The sequence below is a fragment of the Streptomyces sp. NPDC050560 genome, from assembly GCF_044457285.1.
In the GTDB taxonomy this organism is placed as follows: domain Bacteria; phylum Actinomycetota; class Actinomycetes; order Streptomycetales; family Streptomycetaceae; genus Streptomyces.
This window is the reverse complement of the sequence record NZ_JBITGT010000004.1, coordinates 39,087-55,238: the sequence shown is the minus strand read 5'-3', so window position 1 is coordinate 55,238 and position 16,152 is coordinate 39,087. Positions and strand designations below refer to the sequence as shown.

At 74.0% G+C, this 16,152-nt stretch carries 14 protein-coding genes; 6 read left to right on the top strand and 8 right to left on the bottom strand.

What is annotated here, in order from left to right:
- The first annotated feature begins 89 nt into the window (after positions 1-89).
- On the top strand, positions 90-1,577 hold the full coding sequence (locus ACIBIW_RS10290; protein WP_399334120.1) for an amino acid permease: 1,488 nt from the start codon (positions 90-92) through the stop codon (positions 1,575-1,577).
- A gap of 54 nt (positions 1,578-1,631) precedes the next feature.
- On the opposite strand, the gene ACIBIW_RS10285 is transcribed toward ACIBIW_RS10290, so the two are convergent.
- A complete protein-coding gene (locus ACIBIW_RS10285) occupies positions 1,632-3,818 on the bottom strand; it encodes an alpha-galactosidase (protein WP_399334118.1) in 2,187 nt (728 codons plus the stop codon).
- Positions 3,819-4,086: 268 nt separating this feature from the next.
- Here ACIBIW_RS10285 and ACIBIW_RS10280 point away from each other — a divergent pair, with 268 nt between their 5' ends.
- From ACIBIW_RS10280 to ACIBIW_RS10265, 4 genes are all read left to right on the top strand, one after another.
- Positions 4,087-4,485 (top strand): DUF3140 domain-containing protein, encoded by a 399-nt coding sequence (locus ACIBIW_RS10280; protein WP_399334116.1) that lies wholly within the window; start codon positions 4,087-4,089, stop codon positions 4,483-4,485.
- 147 nt (positions 4,486-4,632) lie between these two features.
- The gene (locus tag ACIBIW_RS10275; RefSeq protein ID WP_399334841.1) at positions 4,633-5,058 is read left to right on the top strand and encodes a phage holin family protein; all 426 of its coding nucleotides are present in this window, start codon (positions 4,633-4,635) and stop codon (positions 5,056-5,058) included.
- 94 nt (positions 5,059-5,152) lie between these two features.
- Positions 5,153-5,515 (top strand): DUF3618 domain-containing protein, encoded by a 363-nt coding sequence (locus tag ACIBIW_RS10270; protein WP_399334114.1) that lies wholly within the window; start codon positions 5,153-5,155, stop codon positions 5,513-5,515.
- The gene (locus tag ACIBIW_RS10265) at positions 5,512-5,784 is read left to right on the top strand and encodes a DUF4235 domain-containing protein (protein WP_399334112.1); all 273 of its coding nucleotides are present in this window, start codon (positions 5,512-5,514) and stop codon (positions 5,782-5,784) included. The genes ACIBIW_RS10270 and ACIBIW_RS10265 overlap by 4 nt, the downstream gene beginning before the upstream one ends.
- Before the next feature lie 80 nt (positions 5,785-5,864).
- Here ACIBIW_RS10265 and ACIBIW_RS10260 read toward each other — a convergent pair whose 3' ends face one another.
- The 6 genes from ACIBIW_RS10260 to ACIBIW_RS10235 all read right to left on the bottom strand — a co-directional run bounded on the left by ACIBIW_RS10260 (position 5,865) and on the right by ACIBIW_RS10235 (position 13,457).
- On the bottom strand, positions 5,865-6,248 hold the full coding sequence (locus ACIBIW_RS10260; protein WP_399334110.1) for an NTP pyrophosphohydrolase: 384 nt from the start codon (positions 6,246-6,248) through the stop codon (positions 5,865-5,867).
- 146 nt (positions 6,249-6,394) lie between these two features.
- Positions 6,395-8,527: a 3-hydroxyacyl-CoA dehydrogenase NAD-binding domain-containing protein gene (locus ACIBIW_RS10255; protein WP_399334108.1), complete on the bottom strand. Its 2,133-nt coding sequence runs from the start codon at positions 8,525-8,527 to the stop codon at positions 6,395-6,397.
- Complete coding sequence (locus tag ACIBIW_RS10250; RefSeq protein WP_399334106.1) at positions 8,524-9,744, bottom strand: thiolase family protein; 1,221 nt, start codon at positions 9,742-9,744, stop codon at positions 8,524-8,526. The genes ACIBIW_RS10255 and ACIBIW_RS10250 overlap by 4 nt, the downstream gene beginning before the upstream one ends.
- Before the next feature lie 231 nt (positions 9,745-9,975).
- Positions 9,976-11,277, bottom strand: coding sequence for a ribonuclease D (locus tag ACIBIW_RS10245; protein WP_399334103.1), 1,302 nt, complete (start codon positions 11,275-11,277; stop codon positions 9,976-9,978).
- A 217-nt stretch (positions 11,278-11,494) separates the two neighbouring features.
- Complete coding sequence (locus ACIBIW_RS10240; protein WP_399334100.1) at positions 11,495-12,151, bottom strand: LuxR C-terminal-related transcriptional regulator; 657 nt, start codon at positions 12,149-12,151, stop codon at positions 11,495-11,497.
- Between the two features lie 637 nt (positions 12,152-12,788).
- A complete protein-coding gene (locus ACIBIW_RS10235; protein WP_399334098.1) occupies positions 12,789-13,457 on the bottom strand; it encodes a DUF3000 domain-containing protein in 669 nt (222 codons plus the stop codon).
- 102 nt (positions 13,458-13,559) lie between these two features.
- Between ACIBIW_RS10235 and hemE the strand changes: the two genes are divergently transcribed.
- The gene (hemE, locus tag ACIBIW_RS10230; RefSeq protein WP_399334096.1) at positions 13,560-14,660 is read left to right on the top strand and encodes a uroporphyrinogen decarboxylase; all 1,101 of its coding nucleotides are present in this window, start codon (positions 13,560-13,562) and stop codon (positions 14,658-14,660) included.
- A 56-nt stretch (positions 14,661-14,716) separates the two neighbouring features.
- On the opposite strand, the gene ACIBIW_RS10225 is transcribed toward hemE, so the two are convergent.
- The gene (locus ACIBIW_RS10225; RefSeq protein WP_399334094.1) at positions 14,717-16,126 is read right to left on the bottom strand and encodes an FAD-dependent oxidoreductase; all 1,410 of its coding nucleotides are present in this window, start codon (positions 16,124-16,126) and stop codon (positions 14,717-14,719) included.
- Positions 16,127-16,152 lie beyond the last annotated feature (26 nt).

The window sequence follows — 16,152 nt, the reverse complement described above, 5'->3', positions numbered from 1 at the left end:
AGGGATAGCCGGGGATACGGAGTACCGCCCGGCCGCCCCGCGCTCCGCGAGGGCGGGCGCGGGGGTCGCGAGCAGGGAGGCCGCCACACATGCCCGTCAGAAACAGCCTCGTCCGCACGAAGACGGTCGAGCAGTCGGTGCGCGACACCGAGGAGCCCGAGCACCGGCTCAACAGGAGCCTGTCCGCGCTCGACCTGACGGTGTTCGGCGTGGGTGTGGTCATCGGCACCGGCATCTTCGTCCTCACCGGCAAGGTCGCCAAGGAGAACGCGGGCCCCTCCACCGCCCTCGCGTTCGTCGTCGCCGGTGTCGTCTGCGCCCTCGCCGCGCTCTGCTACGCCGAGTTCGCCTCGATGGTCCCGGTCGCGGGCTCCGCGTACACGTTCGCGTACGCCTCGCTGGGCGAGTTCCCCGCGTGGATCATCGGCTGGGACCTGGTGCTGGAACTCGCCCTCGGCTGCGCGGTGGTGTCCGTCGGCTGGTCGGGCTATCTGCGCTCGCTGATGGACACCGCGGGCATCCCGCTGCCGGACGCGCTCAGCGGCACCCACGACGGGCACTTCGGCTTCGACCTGCTCGCGGCCGTGCTGGTGCTGATCGTGACCGCGGTCCTGGTGGCGGGCGTCAAGCTGTCCTCCCGGGTGACCAGCCTGATCGTCGCGGTCAAGGTCACCGTGGTGCTGATCGTGGTGATCGTCGGCGCGTTCTTCATCACCGGCTCCAACTACCACCCGTTCGTGCCGCCCGCGCAAGAGGTCGGCGGCGGCTCCGGGCTGACCGCCCCGCTGATCCAGGTCATGGCGGGCTACACCCCCGCCAACTTCGGTGTGATGGGCGTCTTCACCGCCGCCGCCGTGGTGTTCTTCTCCTTCATCGGCTTCGACATCGTCGCCACCGCCGCCGAGGAGACCAGGCTGCCGCAGCGCGACGTGCCCCGGGGCATCCTCGGCTCGCTGCTGATCTGCACCGTCCTCTACGTGGCCGTGTCGATCGTGGTCACCGGCATGGAGAAGTACACCCGGCTGTCCACCGACGCCCCGCTCGCGGACGCCTTCAAGTCGGTCGGGCACCCCTTCTGGGCCGGGGTGATCAGCTTCGGCGCGGCCGTCGGGCTCACCTCGGTCTGCCTCATCCTGATGATGGGCCAGACCCGGGTGTTCTTCGCCATGAGCCGCGACGGACTGCTGCCCGGCGCCTTCTCCAAGGTGCACCCACGCTTCCGCACGCCCTACCGCTCCACCGTGCTGCTCGGCGTCGTCGTGGCGATCGTGGCCGGGCTCACCTCCATCGACGAACTCGCCGAACTGGTCAACATCGGCACCCTGTTCGCGTTCGTCGTGGTGGCCCTCGGGGTGATCCTGCTGCGCAGGCGCCGCCCCGACCTGCACCGCTCCTTCCGCACCCCGCTCGTGCCGCTGGTCCCCGTCCTGTCCGTCCTCGCCTCGCTCTGGCTGATGCTCAACCTGCCGTCGGAGACCTGGCTCAGGTTCGCCGTCTGGATGGTGGTCGGCATCGTCGTCTACTTCGGCTACGGCCGCGGCCACAGCCGCCTGGGGCGCCGTCAGGACGCCGACTGACGGCTCCGTGCCCGCCCGCGCCGCCGCCGTGCCCCGGTGATCTCCCCGCGGTGCTCAGCTCCCGCCGGGGCCCACCTCCAACAGCAGCGCCTGCTGCGGCGCGAGCGTCGGCATCGGCAGGCCGAGGGTAGCGAGGACCGCGCCGGGCAGGTCCACCCAGCCCTCGACGGCCTCCTGGTACCAGGCGGGGTCCGCCACCCGCCGGGTGACCGGAAGACCTGCCTCGGTGCGCACCCGCACCCGGTAGCGCCCCGCCGGGTCGAGGCCGGGCAGCGGCACCCGCCCCGACTGGCCCTGCGCGGAGGAGGCGAGCCGTACCCAGGCGTACAGCGCCGCGCGCCGGTCCCGGGAGACCACGCCGTGCAGCAGCGTGGCCGTGTCGTCCAGGTCCGCGCGCACCACGCGCCCCGAGTGCAGCAGCGGGCGGGTCTCCTTGTAGAGCGCCGCCCAGGAGCGCAGCGCCGCCCGTTCCTCTGGATCGCGCAGCGTCAGGTCGTCCTCGATGCCCGCGTGCGCGAACAGCGCGGTGACCAGCCGGAAGGAGCCGTCGGTGACGCGCCCCGTGGTGTGGCTGCGGGGCGCGCCGACATGCGAGCCGATCAGCTCGGGCGGCAGGAGCTGGCCCGTCCAGCGCTGGATGGCCTGGCGCTCCACCGGGTCGTTGCAGTCCGAGGCCCACACCCGGTCGGTACGGGCCAGGATGCCGAGGTCGACGCGGGCGCCGCCGCTCGCGCAGCTCTCGATCTCCAGTCCTGGGTGGCGCCGCCGCAGCTCGTCCATCAGCGCGTACACCGCCGTCACCTGGGCACGGGTGCCGGGCCGCTCGCCTTCGGGGCCCTGCGCGACGGCCTCGTGGACGTCGCGGTTGTGGTCCCACTTGAGGTAGTCGATCCGGTACGTGGCCACCAGGGTGTCCAGCGCGTCGAGCAGGTACGCCCAGGCGTCCGGGTGCGCCACGTTCAGCACGTGCTGGTGGCGCCAGCTCGTGCCGGGGCCCGCGGCGGGCGTCAGCAGCCAGTCGGGGTGGGCGCGGGCCAGGTCGGAGTCGAGGTTGACCATCTCGGGCTCGACCCAGAGCCCGAACTGCATGCCGAGCGCGCGCACCCGCGCGGCCAGGGGCGTGAGGCCGTCGGGCCACACCGTCTCGTCGACGCTCCAGTCACCGAGCCCGGCGCGGTCGTGCCGCCGCCCGCGGAACCAGCCGTCGTCGAGCACAAGCCGCTCCACCCCGACCTCGGCCGCGGCGTCGGCGAGTGCGAGCAGCTTGTCCTCGCGGTGGTCGAAGTACACCGCCTCCCAGGTGTTCAGCGTCAGCGGGCGCGGGGCCGAGGGGTGCCGGGGGCGGCCCCGCAGCAGGGTGTGGAAGCGCTCCGCGAGGCCGTCGAGGCCGTCGCGCGACCAGCCGAACGCACACACCGGCGTGGTGTGGCTCTCGCCTGGCGCGAGCCTGACCTCGCCCGGCGCGAGGAGTTCACCGCCGCCGAGGGTGGCGCCGTGCACCCCGGCGCCCTCGGGCAGCCGCTCCGCGAACCAGTGCTGGTCGCCGCTCCACGCCACGTGCACCGCCCAGACCTCGCCGTGCCCGAACCCGAACCCGGGCACCCCCACCGTCAGCAGCAGCGGGGTGTCGGAGCCCGGGCGCCCGCGCCGTGCCTGCCTGACGTGGGAGCCGTGGACGAGCGGGTGGCGCTGCGGGGCGGCCTCGCGACACCACTTGCCGGTGAAGTCCAGCACCTCGGACGCCCGTGTCGGCACGGGCAGTTGCAGCACGGCGGAGGCCAGGTCGTACGGGACCCCGGGGGCGGGGGCGTCCGGCAGCCGGCGCAGTGTGGCGTCCACGCTCAGCACCCCGGAGGGGGCGAGGCGGAAGCGCTGGGTGACGGTGAGCCCCACCGCGTCGTCGGCGAGCCGCACTGTCAGCTCGCCCGGGGCCTCGTCCGCTCCGGCGAGCCTGAGCCTGGGGGCCGTACCGGAGCCGCCCAGGTGTCCCTCGTGCCCCGGGGTGCCCGACCAGCCGTCCGCGCGTGTGGGCCACACCGTGCAGCGGCGCGGCAGGTCGGGCGCGCTGTTGAGGACGGGCCCGTCCGCGGTCAGCACGAGCGCCCGGGCGTCCGCGTCGGTCAGCTCGCCCAGTTCCTCGCCCCAGTGCAGGACGCGGGGCAGCGGACCGCTGTCAAGATCGACGACGAAGCTGACTCCGGCCGCGCGCAGATGGGCGATCCGGGGGGTGGTACGGGGCATGGGCAGTCCTTACGGCGTCGTCGCGGGAGGTGGGGGCGCGGGGGCGGGCGGCGCCCTGCGCGGGGCACCAGCGGCGGCCGGGCCCCGGCGGGGGCGCACAGAGCCGGGCCCTCGTCGGCGGGGGCGCCGTGCCGCGCGAGGGTGCGGAGGGACTGTACATCGTCGGCCGCGCCGGGCCCACGGGGCCGGTCCGGTTTCCGTTGCGGGGCCGCGGGGGACCCGGTCCCCTCGGTACCGCGCGACGAAGCGGAGGAGGAGGGGACGGCAGATGGCAGCCGACGACGTACCCCGGGAGGACCTCGACGAGCTGTGGAACGAGTTCCACGCCGTGGTGAACATGACCTCGCGGGAGCTGAGCGAGTGGCTGAAGACGCGCTCGTCGGGGGAGGAGACCGAGGAACTGCCCGACAAGGCGGGTCCCCCGAAGGGCCGCAGGGTGCTCGATGTCCTCGGCAAGCGCCGCTGCGACCTGGACTCCGACGACCTCCGCATCATGCGGAAGGTGGTGGACACCGTCACCGCGGAGCGCGGTGTCGACATGGAGCCCACCGCGGGGCAGGCCCCCTGGCGCCACCGGCTGATGAGCCTGGGCCACGACCCCCTCAAGCCCGTCGTCTCCGGCGGCCCCGGCGGCCCCGGCGGCCCCGGCGGTGCGGGACGCCGCTGAGCGGCGCTGCCAGGGCGTGACGGAGCGGACGCGGCCGGAAGCGGCCGGTAGGCGGCCGGTTTCACCACGGCCGTCTCAGGTCACTCGGGGGGCGGCAACCCCCGGGGCGGCCGAGACGCCGTCGACATGGAGGTGACAGACGTGAGGATGCCGACGCTCGAACGCGCGGAGCGCCGTGACGGCCACCCGGCCGAGGACTCGGTCGGCGAACTGGTCTCACGGGCGTCCCAGCAGATATCGCAGCTCGTCCGCGAGGAGATGCGCCTCGCACAGGCGGAGATGACACAGAAGGGCAAGCGCTTCGGGCTCGGCGGCGGCCTCTTCGGCGGCGCGGGCGTGGCCGCCTTCGTCGCCTTCCTGGCGTTCACGGCCGCGGCCATCGCCGCCGTCGCGCTCGCCCTGCCCGGCTGGGCCGCGGCCCTCATCGTGGGCGGCGGCCTGCTGCTGGTCGCGGGCCTGCTCGCCCTGCTCGGCAGGACGGAGATCGGCCGGGCCACCCCGGCCGCGCCCAAGCAGACCATCGACAGCGTCAAGGATGACGTGGCCGAGGTTAAGGCGAGGGCACGGCGATGATCAGTCGAGGTGAAGGCGAGGGCACGGCGATGATCAGTCGAGGTGAGGGCGAGGGCACGGCGATGATCAGCCGAAGTGAAGGTGAGGCACGGCGATGACCGACGGAGCGCACCAGTACTCCACCCCTTCCTCGGACCCCGAGGAGCTGAGGGCGCAGGTGGCCCACACCCGGCGGGAACTCGGGCATACGGTCGAGGAGTTGGCCGCCAAGGCCGATGTGAAGGCACGCGCCAGGCAGCGCGCCGACGAGACCAGGAACCGGCTGCGGCAGCGCGCGGAGCGGGCCAGGGGCCGGGCGCGCGGCAGGGCGGACCATGCGAAGGGCCGGGCACGGGGCCGCGGGGCCTGTGCCGCCCGCGCGGTGCGCGACCACCGGATGGCGGTGCTCGGCGCCGCCGCTGCGAGCGCGGTCGTCGCCGCGGGCGTGGCGCGCGGCTGCGGGAGGAGGCAGCGGTGAACAGCGAGAAGGTCGCCAAGGTGTACAAGCCCGTGGGGCTCGTGCTGAGCACCGCGAGCGGCGTGGTCGCGGGCAAGGCGGTCAGGAAGACCTGGCAGCGCGTCGGCAGCAGGGGCGGCGCCGCGAGCCCCACCGACGAGGAGCGCGCCCTGCGGGAGATCGTCGCCGCCGCCGCGGTGCAGGGCGCGGTGACCGCCGTGGTGAAGGCCGCCGTCAACCGCGCGGGCGCCACCACCACCCGCCGCCTCACCGGTACCTGGCCGGGCTGACCCGCGCCGCCCCGGGGTGCCCCCCCCCGCACCGTCCCCGCCACAGGCGCGCGGTACGGCACCGCAGAAGGCGGGGCGCGCTACCCCCTGCCGCCGCCCCCGTACAACGTCCGTGGCCCCGCGGTGGCGGCGCCCGCCGCCGTCACCCTGCGGCGCAGTTCACGGTCGGCGGTGATCACCAGGCAGGGGCGGTCCCCGGCCTCGGCGGCCAGCCGCGCGATCAGGTCGTCCCCGCTGCCCGGCGCGGCCTCCACCCGCACCCCCGGCACCGGCTCCACCCCGCGCGCCGCGCCCTCCACGACCAGTACCACGTCGAGCGGTCCCGGATGGCCGGGCAGCCCCTCCTCCGCGTACCGCACAAGGCCGTCGCGCAGCCGCTCGGCGGCGCCCCTGCGATCCCGCCACCAGCCGTCGGGCACCGAGCCCACCACGTTGGCGGCGTCCACCACGAGAAGTGTCCTCATGCCCTGCCGCGCCTTCCCCAGTCCGTACGGCACCGTCCGCGGCGGCGCCCGTGATCCCAGCAGGGTAGCCACGACGCGCGCGGGCCGTACCGGAAGCTGCTCCGGTACGGCCCGTCGGCGCGCCCGGGTCCCCGGGCGGTGCTCCGCTACGCCGGGACGCTGGCGACGCCCCGCGCGAGGAACCGCCTGCCGTTCACCCGCTCGCTGACGCCCTCGCGGTCCAGGTACGGGGTGATCCCGCCGAGGTGGAAGGGCCAGCCGGCGCCGGTGATCAGGCAGAGGTCGACGTCCTGGGCCTCCGCGACGACGCCCTCGTCCAGCATCAGGCCGATCTCCTGCGCCACCGCGTCCAGCACCCTGGCCAGGGTCTGCTCCTCGGTGAGCGCCGTGTCGCCCTGCCGCAGCAGCGCCGCCACCTCGGGGTCGAGTTCCGGCTTGCCGCTGTCGTGGACGTAGAAGCCGCGCTTGCCCGCCGCCACGACCGCCTTCAGGTTCGGCGAGACGGTGAAGCGGTCGGGGAAGGCGCCGTGCAGGGTCTCCGACACATGGAGACCGATCGCGGGCCCGACCAGTTCCAGCAGCACGAGCGGCGACATCGGCAGGCCGAGCGGCTCCACGGCGCGCTCGGCGACGTCCACGGGGGTGCCCTCGTCGATGACGTTCTGGATCTCGCCCATGAAGCGGGTCAGGATGCGGTTGACGACGAACGCCGGGGCGTCCTTCACCAGCACCGCGGTCTTCTTCAGCTTTTTGGCGACGGCGAACGCGGTCGCCAGCGACGCGTCGTCGGTGCGCTCGCCGCGCACGATCTCCAGCAGCGGCAGCACGGCCACCGGGTTGAAGAAGTGGAAGCCCACGACCCGCTCCGGGTGCCGCAGCTCCGACGCCATCTCGGTGACCGAGAGCGAGGAGGTGTTGGTGGCGAGGATGGCGTGCTCCGGCACCACCGCCTCGACCTCCGCGAACACCTGCTGCTTGACCGAGGTCTCCTCGAACACCGCCTCGATGACGAAGTCCGCGTCCGCGAACCCCTCGGCCTTGTCCAGCACCCCGGAGACCAGGGCCTTCAGCCGGTTGGCCCGGTCCTGGTCGACCCGGCCCTTGGCCAGCAGCTTGTCGACCTCGCCGTGGACGTAGCCGACGCCCTTGTCCACCCGCTCCTGGTCGATGTCGGTGAGCACCACCGGCACCTCAAGGCGCCGTACGAACAGCAGCGCGAGCTGGGACGCCATCAGCCCGGCGCCGACCACGCCGACCTTGGTCACCGGCCGGGCCAGGTTCTTGTCGGGGGCGCCCGCGGGCCGCTTGGCGCGCTTCTGCACCAGGTTGAACGCGTAGATGCCGCTGCGCAGTTCGCCGCCCATCATCAGGTCGGCCAGCGCCCGGTCCTCGGCGTCGTACCCCTTCTGGAGGTCGCCGTCGCGCACCGAGTCGATGATGTCGAGCGCGCGGTAGGCGGCCGGGGCCGCGCCGTGCACCTTGGAGTCGGCGATCTCCTTGCCGCGCGCCAGCGCCTGGTCCCAGCCCTCGCCGCGGTCCGGCTCGGGGCGTGCCACCTCGATCTCGCCGCTGAGCACGGACGCGGTCCACAGCAGGGACTGTTCGAGGAAGTCGGCGGCCTCGAAGATCGCGTCGGCGATGCCGAGGTCGTAGACCTGGGCGCCCTTGAGCTGCCGGTTCTGGTTGAGCGCGTTCTCGATGATGACGGTGACCGCGCGGTCGGCGCCGATCAGGTTCGGCAGCAGGGTGCAGCCGCCCCACCCGGGCACGAGGCCGAGGAACACCTCGGGGAACGCGAACGCGGGGATGGACGCCGACACCGTGCGGTAGGTGCAGTGCAGCCCCGCCTCCACGCCGCCGCCCATGGCCGCGCCGTTGTAGTAGGCGAAGCTGGGCACGGCGAGCTTCGCGAACCGCTTGAAGACGTCGTGCCCGCCCTTGGCGATGGCCAGCGCGTCCGTGTGCTCCTTCAGCACCTCGACGCCCTTGAGGTCGGCGCCGACGGCGAAGATGAAGGGCTTGCCGGTGAGGCCGACCCCGGCGATGGTGCCCTCCGCCGCCTCCTTCTCGACCTGGTCGAGTGCCGCGTCGAGCCGGGCGAGCGACTGCGGTCCGAAGGTGCTCGGCTTGGTGTGGTCGAAGCCGTTGTCCAGCGTGATCAGCGCGAAGCGGCCGACACCGTAGGGGAGTTCGAGGTGGCGTACATGGGCCTCGGTGACCACCTCGTCGGGGAAGACGTCGGCGGCGCGCTTCAGCGCCTCTGCGGTGGTGGTGCTCATGCGGTGCCTCCGTCGAAGTGCGGGTTCTCCCAGATGACCGTCGCGCCCATGCCGAAGCCCACGCACATGGTGGTGACGCCGTAGCGGACCTCGGGCCGCGTCTCGAACTGCCGGGCGAGCTGGTTCATCAGCCGCACCCCGGAGGACGCCAGCGGGTGGCCGAAGGCGATGGCGCCGCCGAACTGGTTGACCCGGGGGTCGTCGTCCGCGATGCCGTAGTGGTCGAGGAAGGCGAGCACCTGGACCGCGAACGCCTCGTTGATCTCGAAGAGGCCGATATCGGAGATGGACAGGCCCGCCTTGGCGAGCGCCTTCTCGGTCGCGGGGATCGGCCCGTAGCCCATCACCTCGGGCTCGACGCCCGCGAACGCGTACGACACCAGGCGCATCTTCACCGGCAGCGCCTGCTCGCGCGCGAAGTCCTCGGCGGCGATCAGGGACGCGGTGGCACCGTCGTTGAGGCCCGCCGAGTTGCCCGCGGTGACCCGGCCGTGGGTGCGGAACGGCGTCTTCAGGGCGGCGAGCTGCTCCAGCGTGGTGCCGGGGCGCATCGGCTCGTCCTGGGTGGCCAGGCCCCAACCGGTCTCGCCCGCCTCCGCGTTGGTGCGGCGCACCGAGACGGGCACCAGGTCCTGCTGGATCAGGCCGTTCGCGTACGCCTTCGCCGCCTTCTCCTGCGAGCGCACCGCGTACTCGTCGGCGCGCGCCTTGGTGAGGTGCGGGAAGCGGTCGTGCAGGTTCTCCGCAGTCATGCCCATGAACAGGGCCGACTCGTCGACCAGCTTCTCGCTGACGAAACGGGGGTTGGGGTCGACGGCCTCGCCCATCGGGTGGCGCCCCATGTGCTCCACACCGCCCGCGACCACGACGTCGTACGCGCCGAACGCGATGGACCCGGCGGTGGTGGTGACGGCGGTGAGGGCGCCCGCGCACATCCGGTCGACCGAGTAGCCGGGGACCGACGAGGGCAGGCCCGCGAGGATGCCGGCGGTGCGGCCGATGGTGAGGCCCTGGTCGCCGATCTGGGTGGTGGCCGCCACGGCCACCTCGTCGATCCGCGCGGGGTCGAGCCCGGGGTTGCGGCGCAGCAGTTCGCGGATGGACTTGACGACGAGGTCGTCGGCCCGGGTCTCGTGGTAGATGCCCTTCGGGCCCGCCTTGCCGAACGGGGTGCGGACGCCGTCGACGAAGACGACGTCCCTGACGGTACGAGGCACTGTGGCTCTCCTCCAGACGCGGGCGTGGTAAGACCACCGCGCGGCGCCGGGCCGACGGCGGTACGGTCATGCTACTCGCCGGTAACCAACGGGGGTAGTCTCCCCCCGCCGGGCGTCAAAGGTCACACCGGCGGCCAAAGGCGGGCTTGCGGAGAAGGCCCGGCAGTTGGGGGTCGGCCGGGGCGCCCGGGGGAGGGGAGGGCGTGCCCTCCTCCCCCTCCTCAGGTCCCCTCAGGAGTCGCCCTGCGCCGTCAGGGCGTCGAGCAGTACCGGCGTGACCAGCTCCACCTGCCAGTCCCGGGCGCCGTGCGAGGCGAGGGCGGCGGCCACCGCCTCGCTGCTCGGCGCCGCGGGCGGCTCCCAGCACACCCGCCGTACCGTGTCGGGCGTCATCACGTTCTCCTGCGGCATGCCGAGCCGCTCCGCCAGCGCCGACACCCCCGCGCGGGCCGCCGAGAGGCGGGCCGCGGCTGCCGGGTCCTTGTCGGCCCAGGCGCGCGGCGGCGGTGGCCCGGTGACCGGGGCGCCGGGGCCGGGCAGCCGGGAGTCGGGCAGCGCCTTCGCGCGGTCCACGGCCGCCTGCCACTGTTCGAGCTGGCGCCGCCCGGTGCGCCCGCCGAAGCCGGGCAGCCGGCCGAGCGCCTGCGTGTCGGCGGGCAGCGCGAGCGCCGCCTCCACGATCGCGGCGTCCCCGAGCACCTTGCCGGGGGAGATGTCGCGGCGCTGCGCGATCCGGTCCCGGGTCAGCCACAGCTCCCGTACGACCGCCATCTGCCGGCGGCGGCGGACCTTGTGCATCCCCGAGGTGCGCCGCCAGGGGTCCTTGCGGGGCGGCGGGGGCGGCGCGGCCACGATGGCCTCGAACTCCTGGCGGGCCCAGTCCAGCTTGCCCTGGCCTTCGAGGTCGGCCTCCAGCGCGTCGCGCAGGTCGACCAGCAGCTCGACATCGAGCGCCGCGTACCGCAGCCAGGGCTCGGGCAGCGGGCGGGTGGACCAGTCGACCGCGGAGTGCCCCTTCTCCAGCACGAAGCCGAGGACGTTCTCTACCATCGCGCCGAGTCCGACCCTGGGGTAGCCCGCGAGCCGCCCGGCCAGCTCCGTGTCGAAGATCCTGGTGGGCACCATGCCTATGTCGCGCAGGCACGGCAGGTCCTGGGTGGCGGCGTGCAGCACCCACTCGGCGTTCGCGATGACGTCCCCGAGCGGGGTGAGGTCGCCGCAGGCCACCGGGTCGACGAGCACGCTGCCCGCGCCCGCGCGGCGCAGTTGCACGAGGTAGGCGCGCTGCCCGTAGCGGTATCCGGAGGCGCGCTCGGCGTCCACCGCGACGGGACCCGTGCCCGCGGCGAACCGGGCGACCACCTCGGCCAGCTCCTCGGGGCTCGCGGTGACCGGGGGGATGCCCTCGCGGGGCTCAAGTAGGGGGACCGGCTCCCTGGTCTCCTCGTCCGGAGGCTGTGACAGCGGCTGCTGCCGCGGCCCCCCGTCGGTGCGCAGTGGACTGTCGGCTGCGGTGTCTTGGGAGTCGGTCACCTGTCAAGGGTATCCGTGTATACAGCACGCCCGTCGAGGCGGCGATGCCTCGGCGGGCGTGGGATCGGCCACGGGGGCCGTGTCGGGCGGGTTGCGGCCGGGTGGGGCCGGTCGTCGGGCGGGGGGTGTCGGAGGTACGGGGGAGGTGGGGGAGGCGTGGGATGTGGGGGATGTGGGGGATAGGGGCGATACGGAGGGAGGGGCGGCGGGGGTTCGGTCAGTGGATGATGCCGGTACGGAGCGCCACCGCGACCATTCCGGCGCGGTCGCCGGTGCCGAGCTTGCGGGCGATGCGCGCCAGGTGGCTCTTGACGGTCAGCGCGGACAGGCCCATCGAGACGCCGATGGCCTTGTTCGACTGGCCCTCCGCAACCAGCCGCAGCACCTCGACCTCCCGGCCCGACAGCTCCCGGTAGCCGCCCGGGTGGCTCGGGGCCCCCGGGGGACGGCGGTGCATACGGGCGGCGCCGATGGGTGCGGCGCCTGGGCGGACCGGCATGCCGATGTTGGTGCGTGTGCCGGTGACGACATAGCCCTTCACACCGCCCGCGAGGGCGTTGCGCACGGCGCCGATGTCGTCGGCTGCGGAGAGGGCGAGCCCGTTGGGCCAGCCCGCGGCGCGGGTTTCCGACAGCAGGGTGAGACCGCTGCCGTCGGGCAGATGGACGTCGGCAACGCAGATGTCGCGCGGGCTGCCGATTCTGGGACGGGCCTCCGCGATGGACGACGCCTCGATGACGTCGCGCACTCCGAGCGCCCACAGGTGGCGGGTGACGGTGGATCGGACACGCGGGTCGGCCACCACCACCATGGCGGTCGGCTTGTTGGGGCGGTAGGCGACCAGGCTTGCGGGCTGCTCTAGGAGAACGGACACCGGGCCTCCTGGGTGAGGGACGACGGGGACCGGCTTGGGGGAGAAGCCGGTACGAACCGTGCTTTTCAAGGTCACAGACGTCTTCGGCAGCACATCGGCTCGCCTTTAGGGAATGATCACGATTTAGTGAGTAACAATTTGAACGACTCGGACAGGCGATCGATCAGTCGAAGATCGAACCAAGTTCAAAGGCGGCCGAAACTGCTCGTATTCGGGAGCGCCCGGCATCCAGGCGCCTCGGTCCCGCCCGCGCGCGGCAGGCGTGTGCGGTACGGGGCGCTCCCGGCGGGGCCGCTCCGGGGGCGGGCGGGGGACGCTCCCGGTATACGGCGTTACTTCCGGTAGGGGGGTGAACGCCGCGGGGAGCGGCGACCGGGGGCGCACACGCGGGGCGCACATGGAGCGCATCGACGGGGCCCCGCGAGGGCTTCCGCGGCCCGCGAATCCCGCCGGGTCCTGCCCGCCGCCGCGCGGTGTTTGCGCCGGTGGGCGCGGTGCGGGCGGCTCACGGACCACCGCACGGCGCCCCGGCGCACCCGGCGCCGCCGCGCCGCCGGGACCCGGGTGCACCCGCCGGAAAAAACGATGTGCCGTGCGTGGTACGGGTGTTGACGCGGCGTGTCGCGCCGGGGGGCGCTCAGGGGGTCTGGGGCCCCCGGCGCTGCGGCAGCGACACCACCGAGCCGTCCCCGGGCGACGTCGGCGGCAGGCCCGCCGTCTGGCAGAGCAGATCGCACCAGCCGGCCAGGTGCGCCCCCGTGTCGGGCACACCCCCCGCGCCCTCGCGCGGGCTCCACGAGGCCCTGATCTCGATCTGGGAGGTGGCAGGGCGCTGCGCCAGGCCCCCGAAGTGGTGGGAGCCGGCCCGTGTCACCGTCCCGCTCGCCTCGCCGAACGTCAGGCCCCTCGCCTCAAGCGCGCCCGTCAGCCAGGACCAGCAGACGTCAGGCAGCAGCGGGTCGGCCGCCATCTCCGGTTCCAGCTCCGCCCGTACCAGCGTGACGAGGCGGAAGGTGCCCTCCCAGCCGTCGTGCCCCGCCGGGTCGTGCAGGAGCACAAGACGGCCGTCGGCGAGGTCGTCCTCGCCGTCGACCACCGTGGCCTCCATCGCGTACGTGTACGGGGCGAGGCGGCGCGGCGCGCGCACCGGCTCGATCTCGATGCCGGGGCGCAGCCGTGCCGCCCCCAGCGCCTCGACCGCAGCGCGGAACGCGGGGGGAGCCGCGTCCTTCGCGCTCAGCGAAGCCGTGTCCGCCCCGCCCGTTCCGTCAGCGTCGTCCGACAGTCGTCCCTGAGCCGCAGCCATGCGGGGAAGATTAAGGGGAAGCGGGCCCCGGCGCAGGGAGGGACACCCGGCGGCGCGCGGGCTGTCCGGATAGCGCTGCTCGCCGCGTGCGAAACTTGCCGGGTGAGCGCCGACATCCGCCCCCAGGGCACCCAGCAGAACCCCCCAGGAAACGCCCCCCGCCCGCCCGCGGGTCCCGCGGCCGACTCGGCCTTCCTGCGGGCGTGCCGCCGCGAGCCGGTGCCGCACACCCCGGTCTGGTTCATGCGCCAGGCCGGACGCTCCCTCCCGGAGTACCACGCGGTGCGCGAGGGCATCCCGATGCTGGAGGCGTGCACCAGGCCGGAACTCGTCGCGGAGATCACCCTCCAGCCGGTGCGCAGGCACGGCGTGGACGCCGCGGTCTACTACAGCGACATCGTCGTGCCCCTCAAGGCCATCGGCCTCGACATCGACCTCAAGCCGGGCGTCGGGCCCGTGGTCGCCGAGCCGGTGCGCACCCGCGCCGACCTCGACCGGCTGCGCGACCTCACCCCCGACGACATCCCGTATGTCACCGAGGCCGTCGGGCTGCTCGCCGGGCAGCTCGGCGCCACCCCGCTGATCGGCTTCGCGGGAGCCCCGTTCACCCTGGCCAGCTATCTCGTCGAGGGCGGCCCGTCCCGCAACCACGAGCGCACCAAGGCGATGATGTACGGCGACCCCGCGCTCTGGGCCGACCTGCTCGACCGGCTCGCCTCGATCACCACCGCCTTCCTGAAGGCGCAGATCGAGGCCGGTGCCTGCGCCGTACAGCTCTTCGACTCCTGGGCGGGCGCCCTCGCCCCCGCCGACTACCGGCGCTCGGTGCTGCCCGCGTCCACCAAGGTGTTCTCCGCCGTCGCCGGTTACGGCGTGCCCCGCATCCACTTCGGTGTCGGCACCGGGGAACTGCTTGGCGCGATGGGCGAGGCGGGCGCGGACGTCGTCGGCGTCGACTGGCGGGTCCCGCTCGACGAGGCCGCGCGCCGCATCGGCCCCGGCAAGGCCCTCCAGGGGAACCTGGACCCCGCGGTGCTCTTCGCCCCCACCTCCGCCGTCGAGGACGCCGCCTCCGCCGTCCTGGACGCCGCCAAGGGCCTCGAAGGCCATGTCTTCAACCTCGGCCACGGCGTCCTGCCCACGACGGACCCGGACGCCCTCACCCGGCTCGTGGAGTACGTCCACACCCGCACCGGGCGCTGACCCGCCGTCAGACGGCCGTCCCTCCCGGCCCGGGCGCGTCCCCGGCCGGGAGGCGGCTACGCCCCGTCCCGGGCGCCGACCTTCGCCACCGCCTTGCGCGCCGCCACCAGTACCGGGTCCCAGACCGGGGAGAACGGTGGCGCGTAGCCGAGGTCGAGCATCGTCATCTGCTCGACCGTCATCCCCGCGGTCAGCGCCACCGCCGCGACATCGACCCGCTTGCCCGCGCCCTCGCGCCCCACGATCTGCACCCCGAGCAGCCGCCCGGTGCGCCGCTCCGCGAGCATCTTCACCGTCATCGGCGCGCTGCCCGGGTAGTAGCCCGCGCGGCTCGTCGACTCGACCGTGACCGCCACGAACTGGAGCCCGGCCCGCCGCGCGTCCTTCTCGCGCAGCCCGGTGCGCGCGATCTCCAGATCGCAGACCTTGCTCACCGCCGTGCCCACCACCCCGGGGAAGGTGGCGTAGCCGCCGCCGACGTTGGCGCCGATGACCTGGCCGTGCTTGTTGGCGTGCGTGCCCAGCGGGATGTGCCGCTGGGTGCCCGACATCAGGTCGAGCACCTCCACGCAGTCGCCGCCCGCCCAGATGTCCTCGTGACCGCGCACCCGCATCCCCAGGTCCGTCAGCAGCCCGCCGTGCTGCCCGAGCGGCAGTCCGGCCGCGCGCGCGAGCGCCGTCTCCGGGGCCACCCCGATGCCCAGGACCACGATGTCCGCCGGGTACTCGGCGCCGGGGCCCGAGCCGTCCGCGGGCGCCGTGCGCACCGCGACCGCGCGCCCTGCGGCGTCGGTGCGCACACCCGTGACGTCCGTGTCGTTGACCATACGGATGCCCATGCCGCGCATCGCGTCGTCCACCGCGCGCCCCATGTCGGGGTCGAGCGTGGCCATCGGTGCCGGGGCGCGGTTGACCACCGTGACCTCGTAGCCGCGGTTGAGCAGCGCCTCCGCCATCTCCACGCCGATGTAGCCCGCGCCGACCACCACGGCGCGCCGCCCGCGCGTCGAGCGCAGCGCCTCGATCAGCGCCTCGCCGTCGCCGAGTGTCTGCACCCCGTGCACCCCGTCGGCGTCGATGCCGGGCAGCTCGGGCCGCAGCGGCCGGGCACCCGTCGCGATCACCAGCTTGTCGTACGACAGCCAGTCCTCGGCGCCCGACGCGAGGTCCCGATGCCTGACCCGGCAGCTTGTCACGTCGATCGCGGTGACCTCGGTGCGCATCCGCAGGTCGATGCCGCGGCGGCGGTGCTCCTGCGGGGTGCGCGCGATCAGCTCGTCGAGCCCGCCGACCTGGCCGCCCACCCAGTACGGAATCCCGCAGGCCGAGAACGACGCGAAGTCGCCCCGCTCGAACGCCACGATCTCCAGGTCCTCCGGGCCGCGCAGCCGGCGCGCCTGTGAGGCGGCGGACATGCCCGCCGCGTCCCCGCCGATCACCACGAGCCGCTGCCGCGAAGGATTCATGGCCCCCACGCTACGTGCCGCCACCG